Here is a 16,712-nt window from a genome sequence, read left to right as displayed (position 1 = left end):
TTTTTCCCAACTAACATCTGTATCAAAAAATTAATTATTGGTGTGGCGATCAATTCGCAAACGATATTGGAAGGCTTCGCCGCGGTAATAAAGATTTTCAAAATCTATGGGAACACCTTCCGCGTTATGCGTTAAACGCTCAATGCGCATAATGGGCGAGCCCTCATTAATATTGAGCGCTTTAAGTAATTCACCACTGGCAGAAACAGCGTCTATTGCTAAATCGGCATGCCCCAAGGCAACACCGCAGTCATTTTCCAGTATCAAAAAAATATCGCGGGTTATTAAATCTGCCTTTTCTAATTGCTCGCCAATAAGTTGGGGAACATAAGTTACCTCCAAGGAAACCGGCTCGCGGTTAATTAAACGAATACGTTTAATTTCCGCGACTTTGGTTCCTTCTGGAACCTGCAACCTGTTCGCAACTTGCGAATCTGCCTTAACAAATTTAAAACTTAATAATTGATTTAAAACTTCGTATCCCAATTGAGACATTGCTTCTGACAGCCCCTGCAACTTACTCACATTTTGAAAAGCCTTGGGCTTTGCAACAAAGGTACCTTTGCCATGAATCTTGAAAATCAAACCTTCTTTGTGCAAATCACTTAACGCTTGGCGTACGGTAATTCGGCTCACCTTATAAATCGCGCCTAATTCACTCTCAGAGGGCATCTGGCTATGGGCCGGATAACTTCCATCTAAAATACGTGTGCGCAACAGCTCCTTTAATTGGCTGTATAAAGGAACTGGCGAAAGCGGTAAAAGTTTTTGATGCTTGCTCATCAGTTATCCGACATAAAAATAAATAGAATTTCGCTCATCAATACTTGTTATAACAAGTTGCGAGCGAGTATATGAAGAGAAAAAAATTACCCAAAATACTTTAATTTTATATTGATATAACCATCCAACTTAAATTGGTGGCCATAGACAGCCTATCACCGCCTATAGACATCTTTTTGTTGGCTAAAGACAGCAGACACAACATCCTTATGACGATTAAAATTTTATGTGTGATTAATTCAGCAATAAAAAAAGGATGGCAATGCCATCCTTTTTTGGGTAGATATTAAAGAAGATGCTATCCCGTAAAATAATTTACCGTTTTATCTTCGTCGTACGCGCCCTGCGGCAACAAAAGCAAACCATCAAACGAATCTACTATATCTACAACAGCATCTTTTGATTCGCTGACCAAAATTCGCTGCCCTTCATAAAACTCAACGGGAGTCAGGAATGCCTGGTTGGTAGTGGTATCTGCAGTTTTGTTGCCCAATATCAAAGAGGGATTGTGCACGAAAATAATATCGGGGGTTATCTCTAAACTGGCGAGCAAAGTCAACTCCCGTGACTGAGTGATATTGATACCAATTTTGTACCCGCGATTTTTATAACTCTCTAATGCCTTTTTAAAATGCTTCAAGGTTGCGTGATCAAGCAAACGCGTATGCAACAAAACCCTTTCGGGTTTAAGCCCACAATCACTTAGTATTATTTCAAATGCCTTACCGTGGTCGTCGCTTACACTCACAATATGTCGAGACTGAACCTGCAGAGAGAGCAAATGATCTTGTCCATCAAACTGCTGTAAATAGTTGAGCGAATGAAGTGTTCGCACCAGTCGATCCAAATGTACAATCTGTTCATTACTATCCAGCGAGTTAAAGATACTGTCTATATTTAAACGGTTGCCTGTTGAGGCGCGTACAATCAGCTCCGCCTCATAACCTAAAATTTTTTCATCCTTAATAGCGCTTAAAGGATGAAAATCGCTACCCAGAATCAAACTGCCAAAGCGCGCCCAATACACATTATCGGCTTTATAAAATCCTGTTTTAGGCAAAGACTTTGTGCGCGCCTGCGTTTGTAATTGGTCATTAAAGTAATTCATCAGCTCAGTAAGCGGCATATCAAAATCCGGTAAGTCAATTAAGTTGCTTTAGGCAATGCATGATAAGGACCAGATTTTTGATTAGAAAAGAATTTTATATTCTCAGCTTATAACTCAGCGCATCAGAATGTTTAAATATCAAACTATGGCACTTCAATAATCCAGAAATAGCGCAGCTTCTTCAATTAACGCAGTCCACAAACTGGATATGGACCAACATGATTATAAGGATATACATATATATTCTTTCCAATTGTCTATAGCCACCATTATATTTCCCCTCGACTTCACGAAAACTAATTCATGCGCAACTATTAATTAGGCGCACCTATTAATGAATGCGCAGCCAGGAATTAATCAGCTGTTTAATTTTAAACACCTGCAAGATACGAGGAAATCTTATGACTGTGGTGCAACTGAATAATCCATCGCCCACCCCGTCCAAATTAAACGAGGCTTTGCCAGAAGTGCTTGAATCTGCAAAACAGCAAGCAATTTCAGAAGGTCTTGGTTATGCCGGAAAAGTTTCGCCCGATGAAGCGTGGAAACTTTTTGTAAATGGACAAGCACATTTAGTCGATGTGCGCGCAGCGGAAGAACGTAAGTTTGTTGGACATGTACCCAATACTTTTCATGTCGCCTGGCAAACCGGCCCCGCTTTGATTAAAAACCCGCGATTCCTGCGTGAATTGGAAAGCAAGCTCTCAAAAGATTCGGTCATTTTGTTGTTGTGCCGCAGTGGGAAGCGCTCGGCTGCTGCTGCCGAGGCTTCTACCGCCGCAGGATTTAAAAACGTTTTTAACGTAAGGGAAGGCTTTGAAGGCGACCTGGATGAAAACCAGCAACGCGGCTCTAGCGGCGGCTGGCGTCAGCGTGGATTGCCTTGGGTACAAGATTAATTTCTTTAACGCAAAACGACCAAGATTTATTAATACAAAATCTTTAACGCACATTAAAAATTGAAAATTAAAAGACTTTGATAATACAAAGATTTTCTGCAGGGAGTTAACCATGCCTCAAAAAACCAACAAAGAAGCGGAATTTTCGTTTGTCGCAGCCACCAATTGGGAGCTGGACAAAATCGTAAATGAGTTGCGCTCAGTGCGCAACGAATGGCGTAGCCAACGCGGACGTTTGCGCGAGGCTGGCCTTCGTGAATTGCCGTCACGCGAGGTATTACAACAAATTCTCAGCGAATTATGCGGTGCGCTTTTCCCTATGCGCCTGGGACCGCAAGACCTGCGCGAAGAGAGCGAAGACTATTATGTAGGACATACGCTTGATGCCGCATTAAATCAATTATTAATTCAAGTTCAACTTGAATTGTTATATGTAGCTCGCCAGCAATCTGATAGCGCAGACGAAGCAGAATTAAAAATCCAGGCCAATAATATTGTGCGTTTGTTTGCGTCCGCTCTGCCACGTTTACGCCGTGTATTAGATATTGACGTGCAAGCTGCATTTCAAGGTGATCCTGCGGCTCGCAGTGTCGATGAGGTTTTGCTTTGCTACCCCGGCATATTGGCCATCATTTATCACCGCCTGGCACATACACTTTATGAGCTTGGCGTCCCACTATTAGCGAGAATCGTTGCGGAACTCGCACACTCCAGCACAGGCATTGATATTCACCCGGGAGCACAAATCGGTAGTGGCTTCTTTATCGATCACGGAACCGGTGTTGTGATTGGAGAAACTGCAGTCATTGGCGAACGTGTACGTGTTTATCAAGCCGTTACTCTCGGCGCAAAAACATTTCCTACCGATGAAACCGGCGCATTGCAAAAAGGACTTCCTCGTCACCCTATTGTTGAAGACGATGTGGTGATTTACGCAGGCGCAACCGTTTTAGGTCGTATCACTATCGGCAAAGGTTCAACCATAGGCGGTAATGTGTGGCTTACCCGGAGCGTACCACCCGGCAGCAGTATTACCCAAGCCACACTTCGAAACATTGCGGAGGCGCAAATATGAGCCTCTCTATTTATTTCGGCAGAATTGTAAAACGTGTGCGTGAAGAGCACGGTCTATCGCAAGAAGTTTTGGCCGATCGTGCAGATCTAAACCGTAGCTACGTGGGTGAAGTTGAGCGCGGAACTGCTATGCCATCGCTTGGAACAGTAACAAAAATAGCCAAAGCATTGAACTTATCACCCTCTGCGTTACTAGCGCGTTATGAAGCTTATGAACAATCACAATTGGAAAACGTTAGTTAAATTTTTAAAAAAATATAAGCGCGTATTTTAATGCTGGCTATAGCCGGTTGATATTCCCTTATAAGAATGTGATCTTAGCTTAGTATTTTTTCTTCTATGCAAATAATTCACTGTTCGAATTTCAACACTTAATTTTTTAAAGGAGCTTCGGTATGTCTACCGAAAATGAAGTGCAATTAGCACTTGGTGATAACGCAGCACGCCAACTTGCCAACGCCACTAAAACTACCCCACAACTTTCCACTATTTCGCCGCGTTGGCTTGTTCATTTGCTGCAATGGACACCTGTTGAAGCAGGCATTTTTCGCTTAAACCGCGTGAAAAACCCACGTCAAGTGACTGTAACTTGCTCGCAACGCGATGAATCAGAAATCAAACCAACTTTTGTTGATTATGATGAAAAGCCGCGTGAATATTTTTTAAATGCAGTAACCAGTGTTGTTGATGTTCATACACGTGTTTCAGATTTGTACAATAGCCCGCACGATCAAATCAAAGAGCAACTTCGCTTAACGATTGAAACAATCAAAGAGCGTCAAGAAAGCGAATTGATCAACAATCCCGAATACGGTTTGTTGGCAAACGTTGATGAAACCCAACGCATTTCTACCTTAACCGGTGCGCCTACTCCCGACGATTTTGATGAACTTTTGGTTAAAGTTTGGAAAGAACCAGGTTTCTTTTTGGCACACCCATTGGCGATTGCCGCTTTTGGTCGTGAATGTACTCGTCGTGGTGTACCACCACCTACTGTAAGTTTATTCGGCTCACAATTTATTACCTGGCGCGGCGTTCCATTAATTCCGTCGGATAAATTACCGATTGATGAAAATGGCAAAACAAAAATTTTGTTGTTGCGCGTAGGTGAAAAACGCCAAGGTGTGGTGGGTCTATATCAACCAGGTTTGGCTGGTCAGCAGAGCCCAGGCCTATCAGTACGCTTTATGGGTATTGGCCGCAACGCTATAGCTTCTTATTTGATTTCTTTGTACTGCTCTCTCGCTGTATTAACAGAAGATGCCTTGGCGGTATTGGAAGATGTGGATGTCAGCAAGTACCACGATTATCCCGATACTTATAAATAATCGCGCCGCTGCAAATAACCACAAGGCTACACATCAAGGTGTAGCCATCAATAACTGAGTTGCAATATGACTGACAATCACGGTTTGCCAGATCTTCAAAGTCTTGCCGCTTTGGCTAACGAAATATTTCAGGCTCTGCCTAATGCAGAGCCTATTGTTTCTGGTTTGCGCCCTGCACTTTCACAACATGCGCCGCAAAATGTTTCGCAAAAGCCACAAGTTGGCCGCAGCGTTTCAGATTTTGGCGCTGGCGATGCACCCTCTTTCTCTTCACCGCAATTGGAACGCCAGTCAGCTGCCGTACCAGTGCCCGCTTATTATTTTGCAGAGCATGCTGGCGCTTATCCGCTCGCCAATTTACAGGTTGAGCAACTTGCGACCCAGGTTTCACCGCAAGCTTTTGGTTTACCCGGTGAGGATGAATTACGTAATTTGTTGGAAGATAATCGGTTTGTAACACAAACTGCCCCTGCCAAAACTCCTGCTGATTTACATAAGCTAGAAAGTCATTCGCTTGGTGATTATCACCAAGCACAAAGTCACGGTGGCGACCGCGTTGTGCCAAACCCGTCGAGTTTGCCAGGTGAAAAAGATATTCAACAACTGCTCGCTGCCGAATTTAGTGTTACTCAATTTGATAATCCTACTCGCGCGCCCGCAGCCAAGCCAGACTCAAATTTTTATTTCCTGGATTCAAATGCCCAACCTGTTTTTGGGAATTCGCCCAAACAAGGGCAATTTGCAGCCGAATCCCAAGGCTTTGATGTGCAGGCCATTCGTCGTGATTTTCCTATTTTGTCGGAACGCGTTAACGGAAAGCCTTTAGTGTGGTTTGACAACGCTGCAACAACCCACAAACCTAAATCGGTGATTGAGCGTGTAAGTTATTTTTACGAACACGAAAACTCAAACATTCATCGCGCCGCGCATGAACTTGCCGCGCGAGCGACGGATGCTTATGAAGGTGCACGTACCAAGGTGCAAAAATTTTTGGGTGCCAAGTCATCCGACGAAATTATTTTTGTACGCGGAACTACTGAAGGCATTAACTTGCTGGCCAATACATTTGGCAAGCAACGCGTTGGTGAAGGTGATGAAATTATTGTTTCTAATTTGGAACATCACGCCAACATTGTTCCCTGGCATATGCTTGCATCCCGTGTCGGCGCAAAACTCCGCGTTATTCCAGTAGACGATAGTGGCCAAATTTTACTGGATGAATTCCGTAAATTAATTAACGGCCGTACAAAAATAGTCTCTGTTACGCAAGTCTCCAATGCATTGGGAACTGTAACGCCGATTAAAGATATCATTAATATCGCCCACGCCAACGGCGTTCCTGTCGTTGTAGACGGCGCACAATCCGTGTCCCATATGCGGGTAGATGTTCAAGCTCTTGATGCAGATTTTTTTGTGTTTTCCGGCCACAAAGTATTTGGCCCTACGGGCATAGGCGTGGTTTACGGCAAGGCTGAACATTTAAAAAATCTTGAGCCATGGCAAGGCGGCGGCAACATGATTGCCGACGTAAGTTTTGACCGCATCGTTTATCAAGATGCGCCTAACCGCTTTGAGGCAGGTACAGGTAACATTGCAGACGCCGTCGGATTGGGTGCCGCTATAGATTACGTACAGCGCATTGGCATGGACCGTATAGCGCGCTATGAACACGATTTGCTCGCTTATGGTACCCAACGCTTGCAACCTATTCCCGATGTACGTCTTATAGGTACGGCAGCAGATAAAGCCAGTGTGCTTTCATTTGTTTTAGCGGGTTATAAAACCGAAGAAGTGGGTACAGAATTAAATCGTGAAGGCATTGCCGTTAGGTCTGGCCATCACTGTGCGCAACCTATTCTACGTCGTTTTGGCGTTGAAACTACAGTTCGGCCTTCTTTCGCTTTTTATAATACCTGCGAAGAAATCGACCTAATGGCGTCAGTTATTGAACGCTTGGCGCGAGCTCGGCGTTAATCTTTATATTTTTAAAACTCACTAAGCCCAGACTAATCCTCTGGGCTTTTTATTTATATGCCGAATTTATCCTAATGTCGCCTGAAGCTGTGTTTCTGTTTTGATCTAAGCAAAGCATAAAATAGTATTTTGTTTATCAAATCATAAAACTTATATTAGGGCTGTTGATTTGATTATGCTGTACCCGTTTAAAATCACCGTACATTTTTACGGCTTTGCACAAAGCTGTAAAAATATGCGCTGATGAATTTCCCCAATTTTATACCGACATCAAGGAGTAAAAAATGAGTTTACGTTTAGGCGATGAAGCCCCTGATTTTGTTCAAGATTCCAGCGAAGGCGAAATCCATTTTCACGAATGGTTAGGCAACAGCTGGGGAATTTTGTTTTCTCACCCCGCTGACTTTACTCCTGTTTGCACTACCGAATTAGGTTTAACCGCCAAATTAAAAGACGAATTCGCCAAACGTGGCGTAAAAGCTATTGCCCTAAGCGTTGATCCGGTTGAATCACACCAACGCTGGATTGGCGACATCAATGAAACCCAACACACTTTGGTAAATTTCCCAATTTTGGCTGATGCAGATCGCAAAGTATCAACACTTTATGATTTGATTCACCCTAACGCGAGTACTACTGCTACTGTACGTTCGTTATTCATTATTGATCCCAACAAAAAAATTCGCTTAATCATCACCTACCCCGCTAGCACAGGTAGAAACTTTGACGAAATTTTGCGGGTAATCGATTCATTGCAATTGACCGATAATCACAAGGTCGCAACGCCAGGTAATTGGAAATCGGGAGAAGATGTTGTTATTGTTCCCGCATTGCAGGATGCAGAAGAAATTAAACAGCGCTTCCCCAAGGGTTACACCGTGATTAAACCTTATTTGCGCCTAACGCCAGATCCACGCAGTTAATTTCTCACTTGCTTCACCAACAGGGCGCGTTATGCGCCCTTTTTATTAACTCAAAAAATTGTAAATTTATGACTAATAAATACATTGTCGACGCCAATTATCGTTTTATTGCAGCTTATCAGGAAGTCAATACGCGCATCAGCCAACGACAACAAGCACTCTCACTATATGCAACCCTGGTTTTGAGTTTATTAGCTGCATTGGTTGCGCTAAAGCCCAGCGATGGTGGAAGTGTGCCCGTCGAATGGTTGTTGCCAGGCTTTCCTGCTGCATCTTTATGTCTGGCTTTTTTAAATTACAAAGGCGAACGCGCAATCAGTAATTTGCGACGTTTTCTCGCGGCACTTGAGCAATTAAACAATGCCCATGAAGAATTACCTAGCTACAACACTCACCCCAAATGGGCGATGGGCGCAAATAAAGCGCGGCGCTTTCACGATTTAACAGCTGTGGTGCTCGTTACGGCGGGCAATGGAATTGGTTTGGGCGCCGCTATGCATATCTATCCTGATCGTATTGCAGCCGCTCCTTTGGCGATATGGGGATCAGTCGCAGTCGCCATAATTTCGATATTGATTTTATTGCTTATCCCCCGCTGGAGTTACAAACCGGAAGGTCAAAATATTCAAGATCTCCTCAACTAAACACAGTTATTTAAAGATAGTTAAAATTCCAACACTGCTGGGATATCAACAGCAGGCTGTTGGATTCTTAACAAGCTGTTCCGCACTACACGCGAATCGGATTCGCGTTTAAAAACCAATATTTCTAAGCATATATCGCAAAGGTTGTTTGCAAATTGAAATATGTTTGATTTGGTTAATTTAACGCCGCATTGCAATAATTTTTTCTATTTGACCGCTAAATTCCCTCCTGGTTACTTAACTGGCATAGATGCTGCAATTCACCTCACAAGAGCTGTAATTCTATAGCTACAGCATGTTAGTTAAACCAGTAATCCCCGTAGTATGCGGGAAGGAACTTACCATGAGTGCACATGCCTACTCCGAGCCCTATGCCCATGACCGTCGTTACGTTCGCGCCTTGGTCCGCAACCAAAATGGAAAATCCGCGCAATTAAAATCTGCCGATATTATTCCGCTGCAACCAAGACAAGTAAAAATCGATAAGCCTATCGAGTTGGTATATTCAAAGTATCGCCGTTTGGGAACAACTTTATTTACCGCTGCCGTTATAGGTTTACACGTTTTGGTATTTGGATATTTTTATTATCAACCCATTGCAGAAGCGGTTAAAAAAGTAGAAATACCAAAAATTAAATTGGAACGCTATACACCGCCGGTTATTCCACCACAAGTTGTAGAGCAACCAAAAGTTACTAAAAAAGAACTACCCAAGCCTGCTTCACAAAAAGTGGTTACTGATAATCCAAATGTAATTGAACAATATGTAGCGCCCGCACCTGTCGCCAGTGGCGCAGCGCAAGTTAGCGAGACAGTAACCGAGGCTTCTGCGACGGCAGCATATTTAAATAATCCACCACCTGTTTATCCTGAAGTAGCGCAAGAAAAAGGTTGGGAAGGCACTGTAGTGCTGAGTGTATTGGTTCAGCCAGATGGTAAAGCCAAAACTGTGGAAGTAAAAACCTCAAGTGGTAGAAAAATTCTCGATCAAGCAGCTTCCCAAACTGTACAACGCTGGACATTCGTACCAGCTCGTAAGGGTGAAACTGCAATTGAAGGTTGGGTTGAAGTACCTATTGATTTCCGCTTAGGCAGCTAGTCCTTAGTGATTTGTCATCTAGGTCTTTATGGTTTTCGTATGGGCATTTAACGCCCGGTAAAAAGTAAAACGTTTTTGTAATCTGGTTGGTTGTTAATAAGTTGATGTAACGACTCAATTAATTTTTAACTATCCATTAATTTTTAAGATGTAAATTAAGTGAGTAAATTATGAATGAGTTGTACAAGCATATCGTTGAATGGACACTTTGGTCACTGGCATTTTTTTCTGTAGTGACCTGGACATTGATTTTCCTGAAAGCTATTCAGCATTCTTTATTGGGAATTCAAAACAGACGTTTTAAAAAGGATTTTTGGAGCGCAGCAGATTTAAACGCGGCGGCATCATTGGAAAAATATGTTGGCCCGACTGCACGCGTGGCTGCCATCGGCTTCACTACTTTACGTAGCGCGGATTCAACTCCGGCAAGTAATTTGGAAAACAGTTGGGATCGTCAGGATTTGCTTGAACGTCACCTGCGCCAGCAAATTCATAAAGAGCGTCGCTCATTGGAAAGTGGTTTAGCTGTATTAGCGTCAATAGGCAGTACGGCTCCTTTCGTTGGATTATTTGGAACTGTATTTGGAATTATTCTTGCGTTGACCGCCATTTCCAGTAAATCGTCCGCCAATATTGAAGTAGTAGCGGGCCCAATTGGTGAAGCTCTGGTTGCGACCGGTGTAGGTATCGCCGTAGCGGTTCCCTCAGTTCTTGCCTACAACTTTTTCTTACGTCGTTTGAAATTGATTGCCGCTGACCTGGATGATTTTGCAACAGATTTTATTACCCTGGTACAAAAATCAGGTTTCCGTGTGCACTCAATCCCGACAACTAAATCGAGCACTCGTACAAATGATTTTTCTGGTGCTAAAGCAAAATCTGATTCTGGCAAAGAGGTATTAGCGTAATGGCTTTTTCATCTGGCGGCAGTGATAGCGATGAAGTATTTGGTGAAATCAACGTAACACCTTTGGTAGATGTTATGTTGGTGCTGCTGGTGACGTTTATTATCACCGCGCCTATGCTCACCAATACCATCAACGTTAATTTGCCTGACACTCAACCCACCTTTCAACAAAAGGAACCTGAGAAACCTACTGTGATAAGCGTTGATGAAACAGGAAAAGTTTATATTGATAAAGAGGGTTATCCCCTCGTTGAAATAGAAGCTGAGTTAATTAAGCGCAAAACTGAAAACCCGGAAATACGTTTGAATCTCAATGCAGATGAGAAAGTAAATTATGGGGTAATCGCAAAAGTTATGGCCGCAATTGAGCGTGCTGGCATTGATCGCCTTTCGTTCATTAGCGAGCACGAAGGTAATTAAGTTTTAGGTAGTAGTAAATCTCCAACTTTATAGTCGCAAGGATGCGATGTTTTTTAAAGCGCATGATGTTATTTTAGCTACCTTAATCTTACCAACTGGAACTTTTGTTGAATCAATCTGTGTCTAAATCAATTGTAATTGTAGGTGGTGGTGCTTCTGCAACACTGCTCCTAGCTGAACTCAGCACCCAATTAAACAATTCTTCTAGAATTCCCACTAATATTTACATCATTGACGACAGCCAAGCGTTTAAGGTTGGGCTCGCCTATTCTATTGATCATCCTTCTTTTATTTTAAATGTCGCCGCTAAGCGGATGGGGGCATGGCACCAAAAGCCTGATGATTTTGTTGAGTGGCTAACCAAATATCCTTACCTTTGGCGTAATCTTCATCCAGATTTTCTCCATGTAAATTTTAGCGCCAAGGATTTTGTACCACGGATGATTTACGGTGAATATCTTCGCTGGATATTTGACAACGCCGTAGCCAGTTGCGCAGAAAAACATATACGGGTTTATAAAGTTACAGCAAGAGCTACGAGCGTTAGAGCAGCAACAAACTCCGGTCTCGTTATTGAACTTAGCTCCAAGGAATCATTACTGGCTGACACGGTAATTTTGGCAACTGGTAACTCCGAACCAAAACACAGGAACTTTGCAGGAAAGAATATTTTTCCATCGCCTTATCATCCGGAATTTCTTCAACAGGATTGGCGTAAGTTGAACAGCATTATTGTAGTGGGCTCAGGATTGGGTATGGTTGATGCCGTACAACACCTCGCCCACCAAAATTTTAAAGGCGATATCCAGGTGTTCTCGCGTCACGGATTAACTCCACTACCGCACCTGGAATCCAGTCATCAGGATTGCATACCGTTCAAATTTCCCAGTGTAAAAAGCGCGCGCAAAATACTGAACGCTGTTCGCAAACAAATTGATGCTAATGCAAATCGAAATATTTTTTGGCAAACCACAATCAATAGCCTGCGGCAAGAAACAAACAATACATGGCTCTCGCTTCCCTCCCGCGAACAAAAAAAATTACGCCGTGTTTTGCCTTGGTGGAATATTGCACGCCACCGTATACCCACATCAACTTATGACTTGCTGATTAAATTACAAAAAGAAGGAAGACTGACAATTATCAAAGGTGAAGTGAAACAGGCGGAACATCATGGAGATTATTTTTTATTGAATCTTACACACACCACTGCTTTGATTAAAGCTGAAAAAATGGTGATTTGTAGTGGTTACTGTTACAACCATCAACTGGAAAAGCTTTGCGGTAACCTGGTCGACCCGGAATTTTTTTGCAAATCCAATGATTTGAAATTATCCAATCAGCATGAGCTTTATGCACTTGGCCCTGCTTTGGGTAATTTACTATTTGAAACGACCGCTATTAATGAAATCCGGCAACAGAGTGTAAAAATTGCTGCGGCAATCTCAGAGCAAATGCAAGCGCAAGAATTATCTACTAACCAAAAATTATCGACTAATTTAGAAGCCTTTAATTAAAAATATAACCTGGCGAGAATCTCAAACGACAAAAACAAAAAAACCGCTATTAAGCGGTTTTTTTGTTTCAACCAACATTGGTAGTAGTCGGTTTATATTTGGTACCAGTGGTCGGACTCGAACCGACACGATTTTAAGGTCGCCGGATTTTGAATCCGGTGCGTCTACCAATTCCGCCACACTGGCAAAGAAAGTGGGCGCATTATATCAACGAGTTTTCCGGCGTCAACGATAATTTTTAGTTTTTTCCAGGTATTTGAAGCGGATGGCTGAAAACGCGCCACAGGGCTGATTTATCGGCCAATACGGCTATTTTCAGAGCGCCGGAGCCTAGATTAATCGAAATACATGTCCTTAGGTACATTGATATTGCCGGGATAGCGAGGTTTCTGGCCGCGGCCTTTACGGTAAGTGCGCAGCTGGAAGACATAGGCGAGCACTTGGGCAACAGCTAGATAAAGTCCTGACGGAATCTCATTGTCGAGCTCGGTAGTGTGGAAGATCGCCCGCGCAAGAACCGGTGATTCAATAATTTCTACGCCGTGGGCTTTGCCGATTTCGCGGATTTTAAGGGCGATATTGTCTCCTCCCTTGGCTAATAAAATCGGCGTGGCCATGGTTTCGGGATTGTATTTCAGAGCAACCGCATAGTGTGTCGGGTTGGTAATAATCACATCCGCCGTAGGAACGTTAGCCATCATGCGGCGCTGGGCCATTTCGCGCTGCAGTTGGCGTATGCGACCTTTAACCTCAGGCTTACCGTCAGTGTCTTTAGATTCGTCCTTCAGCTCCTGCTTCGACATTTTTAATTTTTTGTTGTATTCAAAAATCTGCAAGGGAACATCAAAGGCCGCAATGATTAATGTACATGCGGAGAGCGCGATCACAGCGTAGGCGCTAATTTCTGCGGAGTGGATAATCGCGACATTGATGGATTCGTCACTCAAACGAAACATGGGCTGCGCGTAATACTTGAGCAATAAAACTGTCGCCCCCAAGATAATCCCTACTTTCGCCGTCGATTTTAATAATTCGATGAGCGACTTCATCGAAAACATGCGCTTCAAGCCTGCCATGGGATCCATGCGGCTGAGCTTCGGCATGAGTGCATCTGCACTGAATAACCAACCACCTAAGGCAACGGGCCCCACTACTGACGCTACCATCATGAGCGCCATAAACGGAGCCATGCTCAGTAGGCCTTGAAAAAGCGATGATACAAACAGGCCAATCATGGCGTTGGGATCAAAAATAGTCTCGCGCGTTAAAACAAAATTAACGCGCATCATGTCAATGAATTTTCCGCACATGAAATCCGCGTAATACAAAAGACCTATTGAACCCAGCAGCAAAACAATAGAGGTTGTAAGGTCGCGCGATCGAGGTACCTGCCCTTCCTCACGCGCCTTCTCAATCTTTCGCCCACTGGCCTCTTCCGTCTTTTCCTGGCTGTCGTCTTCTGCCATTTAGGGTGACCCCACTAATGTATTTGCAGCAGCCATACCTTCTTCAATTATTTGATTAAAGAGCGGCAGGAAATTGGATAAGGAATACCACATTAAAATAAAACCAAACATTAATGTGATGGGAAAACCGACATTTAAAATATTAAGTTGAGGGGCAGAACGCCCCATGACACCGAAAGATAAATTCACAATCATCATGGAGGTAAAAATGGGTAAGCTGATTAACAAAGCGGCGGCGAACATCCACGAAAATAAATGCACGATCAGCATGTAATCATCTAACGAAAGACCGGGGCCACCTATAGGGAAAGTCGTAAAGCTATTGACGATCATATTGATAACTGCCAAGTGACCATTGATTGCCAAAAACAATAAAGTCGACATCAACAAATAAAATTGTGAGAGTACCGTAACGCTTACGCCGCTCGATGGATCATTCTGCGCCGCAAAACCCAAACCTAATTTCAACGCAACTAACTGCCCGGTCAAAACAAATACATGCATTACCATTTGCAGTACAAAACCTAAAGCAAGCCCAATTAATAATTCTTTCACCACCATTAACATACCGGCGAGCGAGAAGAAGGAAACAACAGGAGCATTTGGTAAGAGAGGCACCACTAAAAGCGCAGTAAAAAGCGTAAGCATGATGCGGATACGAGCAGGCACAGTGCGGGCGCCAATGACGGGAACTGCAAAATAAAATGCGCTAATGCGAATTAGCGGCCACAGATACTGGCCGATAAATTGATTAATTTGCGCTTCGCTGACAACAAGTTCTTGCATGCGAAACATTAACCTATAAGAGTTGGTATGTTTGTATAAAGCCGTGTAAACAAATCCATAAACTTGGTGATAATCCAGGGGCCTGCCATGCCTATAGTCGCAATTGTCATAATCAACCGCGGCAAAAAGCTGAGGGTTTGTTCGTTAATTTGAGTGGCGGCCTGGAACATACTCACAATCAAACCTACGATCAAACTCGGCCCTACAATCACCAGAACCATTAATACCGTGAGATAAAGTGCTTCGGAAAATAAATCCATAACGACTTCTGGTGTCATAAACTTTACTCCTCTAAACCCCGTAACTTTTCATTAAACACCGTAACTGGCGGCGAGTGTTCCCACAATCATGGCCCAACCATCTACCAACACAAAGAGCATAATTTTAAACGGCAAGGAAATAATTAGTGGCGACAGCATCATCATACCCATGGCCATAAGCACGCTGGATACCACAATATCAATTACTAAAAATGGAATGAAAATAATAAAGCCAATTTGAAATGCCGTTTTTAATTCGCTGATAATAAACGCAGGAATTAAAATATTAAATGGCGTGTCTTGTGGTGTTGCTATAGGTGGATGCTTGGCAATACCTACAAACAAATTAATGTCTGACTCACGAGTTTGCGCCAACATAAACGCATGGAATGGTGCTGCTACTCGCTCAATAGCAACGTTGGCCGTAATTTGTTGATTGATATAGGGCTGCAAGCCGTCTTGATTCGCTTTATTAAATACCGGCTGCATAATAAAAAAAGTAAGGAATAGCGCGAGGCCAATTAAAATCTGGTTCGATGGTGACTGCTGAAGACCTAAAGCTTGACGCAAAATTGAAAATACAATAATGATACGCGTGAAGGATGTAACCATCATGAGTAGCGCTGGCAAAAAAGTCAGCATGGTCATGATGCCGAGAATTTGCAGGGTTACTGTGTATTCTTGCGTACCATCTTTATTGGTTTTAACAGTCAATGCAGGCAAACCTGGAATCGCCGGTAAGGAGCCACCAATATTGGTCACCGAAGCTGCGGGTGCTGCACTTGGTTGACTAGGTGGAGTCGCTTGCGCCCAGGTATTTACGCTTATCAACATTAGCGCACTTACAAGAAAATATTTTGTGATGCGGAATATGTTCCGCAATCCATACATCAACATAATAATTCCTTACGAATTGGATTTTTTACTCGGGCCTTCAGATGAAGCACTGGAAGAAGCACTATTTTTTTGCTGCAAGATTGCCATTAACTTTTGGCTAAAATCAGATGAAACAGGTTGCTCTTTTTCAGATTGCACAACTGGTTCGTCAAACACATGCAAAGTATTTATTTGGGTTGCGGTAATGCCCAGTAATAATTGTTTGCCGCCAACATCTACTAACAACAATCGTTCGCGCGTGCCCAGTGGCATAGCCGAAACAATTTTCATAGTTGAGCTCTGCAGAAAACCACCTTGGCTAAAGCGTTTAACAAACCAGGAAAGCCCGTAAATCAATACCAAAATTAACGCTAGCCCACCAACCAAACTTGCGAGCTGGGATGCACTGTTAGTTTTTGCAGATACCGGAGCAGCTTTAACATTAGTGGTAGGAGTAAGCGTAGCTGTTGGATTCGGTTGAGTTTCACTCGTTGCTGAACTCGCCGCAACCTGCGCAGGCGTATCAGGTTTATTAGCGGCGGGCGCGGTAGAATCACTTGCAATTGAACTAGAAGAAATAAGCGAAATACTTAAGGCACATAAGATCCCGGCAATAGATTTTTTATATGAGCCGGTGAAATTTTGCAT

The 16,712-nt window shown here is 43.2% G+C and carries 18 protein-coding genes and 1 tRNA gene; 11 read left to right on the top strand and 8 right to left on the bottom strand.

Annotated elements, in window-relative coordinates:
* Nucleotides 1-30 precede the first annotated feature (30 nt).
* Together IE104_RS05575 and IE104_RS05570 are read right to left on the bottom strand one after the other, a co-directional pair.
* The gene (locus IE104_RS05575; protein WP_189416578.1) at nucleotides 31-783 is read right to left on the bottom strand and encodes a GntR family transcriptional regulator; all 753 of its coding nucleotides are present in this window, start codon (nucleotides 781-783) and stop codon (nucleotides 31-33) included.
* Nucleotides 784-1,081: 298 nt separating this feature from the next.
* Nucleotides 1,082-1,909, bottom strand: a complete 828-nt coding sequence (locus tag IE104_RS05570) for a hypothetical protein (protein ID WP_189416577.1) — start codon at nucleotides 1,907-1,909, stop codon at nucleotides 1,082-1,084.
* Between the two features lie 383 nt (nucleotides 1,910-2,292).
* On the opposite strand from IE104_RS05570, the gene IE104_RS05565 reads away from it, so the two are divergent.
* The 11 genes from IE104_RS05565 (at nucleotide 2,293) to IE104_RS05515 (ending at nucleotide 12,676) form a co-directional block, all read left to right on the top strand.
* Nucleotides 2,293-2,790 (top strand): rhodanese-like domain-containing protein, encoded by a 498-nt coding sequence (locus IE104_RS05565; RefSeq protein ID WP_189416575.1) that lies wholly within the window; start codon nucleotides 2,293-2,295, stop codon nucleotides 2,788-2,790.
* A gap of 112 nt (nucleotides 2,791-2,902) precedes the next feature.
* A complete protein-coding gene (epsC, locus tag IE104_RS05560; RefSeq protein WP_189416574.1) occupies nucleotides 2,903-3,865 on the top strand; it encodes a serine O-acetyltransferase EpsC in 963 nt (320 codons plus the stop codon).
* Nucleotides 3,862-4,107, top strand: a complete 246-nt coding sequence (locus tag IE104_RS05555) for a helix-turn-helix domain-containing protein (protein WP_189416571.1) — start codon at nucleotides 3,862-3,864, stop codon at nucleotides 4,105-4,107. Before epsC ends, IE104_RS05555 begins: the two co-directional genes overlap by 4 nt.
* A 152-nt stretch (nucleotides 4,108-4,259) precedes the next feature.
* On the top strand, nucleotides 4,260-5,192 hold the full coding sequence (locus IE104_RS05550) for a family 2A encapsulin nanocompartment shell protein (protein WP_189416570.1): 933 nt from the start codon (nucleotides 4,260-4,262) through the stop codon (nucleotides 5,190-5,192).
* A gap of 66 nt (nucleotides 5,193-5,258) precedes the next feature.
* Complete coding sequence (locus tag IE104_RS05545) at nucleotides 5,259-7,166, top strand: family 2A encapsulin nanocompartment cargo protein cysteine desulfurase (RefSeq protein WP_189416568.1); 1,908 nt, start codon at nucleotides 5,259-5,261, stop codon at nucleotides 7,164-7,166.
* Nucleotides 7,167-7,450: 284 nt separating this feature from the next.
* Nucleotides 7,451-8,089 (top strand): peroxiredoxin, encoded by a 639-nt coding sequence (locus IE104_RS05540; RefSeq protein ID WP_189416567.1) that lies wholly within the window; start codon nucleotides 7,451-7,453, stop codon nucleotides 8,087-8,089.
* Nucleotides 8,090-8,157: 68 nt separating this feature from the next.
* Nucleotides 8,158-8,733, top strand: coding sequence for a hypothetical protein (locus IE104_RS05535; RefSeq protein WP_189416565.1), 576 nt, complete (start codon nucleotides 8,158-8,160; stop codon nucleotides 8,731-8,733).
* 343 nt (nucleotides 8,734-9,076) lie between these two features.
* Complete coding sequence (locus IE104_RS05530; RefSeq protein ID WP_189416564.1) at nucleotides 9,077-9,832, top strand: energy transducer TonB; 756 nt, start codon at nucleotides 9,077-9,079, stop codon at nucleotides 9,830-9,832.
* 170 nt (nucleotides 9,833-10,002) lie between these two features.
* Nucleotides 10,003-10,740, top strand: coding sequence for a MotA/TolQ/ExbB proton channel family protein (locus IE104_RS05525; protein ID WP_189416562.1), 738 nt, complete (start codon nucleotides 10,003-10,005; stop codon nucleotides 10,738-10,740).
* The gene (locus IE104_RS05520; RefSeq protein ID WP_189416561.1) at nucleotides 10,740-11,159 is read left to right on the top strand and encodes an ExbD/TolR family protein; all 420 of its coding nucleotides are present in this window, start codon (nucleotides 10,740-10,742) and stop codon (nucleotides 11,157-11,159) included. The genes IE104_RS05525 and IE104_RS05520 overlap by 1 nt, the downstream gene beginning before the upstream one ends.
* Before the next feature lie 119 nt (nucleotides 11,160-11,278).
* Entirely contained in the window at nucleotides 11,279-12,676 is a 1,398-nt protein-coding gene (locus IE104_RS05515; protein WP_189416559.1) for an FAD/NAD(P)-binding protein, read from the top strand.
* Between the two features lie 99 nt (nucleotides 12,677-12,775).
* Here IE104_RS05515 and IE104_RS05510 read toward each other — a convergent pair.
* The 6 genes from IE104_RS05510 to fliO all read right to left on the bottom strand — a co-directional run bounded on the left by IE104_RS05510 (nucleotide 12,776) and on the right by fliO (nucleotide 16,712).
* Nucleotides 12,776-12,862: transfer RNA gene (locus IE104_RS05510), tRNA-Leu, on the bottom strand.
* Between the two features lie 149 nt (nucleotides 12,863-13,011).
* On the bottom strand, nucleotides 13,012-14,142 hold the full coding sequence (flhB, locus tag IE104_RS05505; protein ID WP_189416558.1) for a flagellar biosynthesis protein FlhB: 1,131 nt from the start codon (nucleotides 14,140-14,142) through the stop codon (nucleotides 13,012-13,014).
* The gene (gene fliR, locus IE104_RS05500) at nucleotides 14,143-14,928 is read right to left on the bottom strand and encodes a flagellar biosynthetic protein FliR (RefSeq protein ID WP_189416557.1); all 786 of its coding nucleotides are present in this window, start codon (nucleotides 14,926-14,928) and stop codon (nucleotides 14,143-14,145) included.
* 8 nt (nucleotides 14,929-14,936) lie between these two features.
* Complete coding sequence (fliQ, locus tag IE104_RS05495; RefSeq protein ID WP_189416556.1) at nucleotides 14,937-15,206, bottom strand: flagellar biosynthesis protein FliQ; 270 nt, start codon at nucleotides 15,204-15,206, stop codon at nucleotides 14,937-14,939.
* Nucleotides 15,207-15,239: 33 nt separating this feature from the next.
* Nucleotides 15,240-16,022 carry a flagellar type III secretion system pore protein FliP gene (fliP, locus tag IE104_RS05490; protein WP_189416554.1) on the bottom strand — a complete coding sequence of 261 codons (783 nt, stop codon included), beginning with the start codon at nucleotides 16,020-16,022 and terminating at the stop codon, nucleotides 15,240-15,242.
* A gap of 72 nt (nucleotides 16,023-16,094) precedes the next feature.
* Entirely contained in the window at nucleotides 16,095-16,712 is a 618-nt protein-coding gene (gene fliO, locus IE104_RS05485) for a flagellar biosynthetic protein FliO (RefSeq protein WP_189416553.1), read from the bottom strand.

Source organism: Cellvibrio zantedeschiae, from assembly GCF_014652535.1.
In the GTDB taxonomy this organism is placed as follows: domain Bacteria; phylum Pseudomonadota; class Gammaproteobacteria; order Pseudomonadales; family Cellvibrionaceae; genus Cellvibrio; species Cellvibrio zantedeschiae.
Note: the sequence above shows the minus strand (reverse complement) of the source record. Positions and strands in the feature narration are given on the sequence as shown.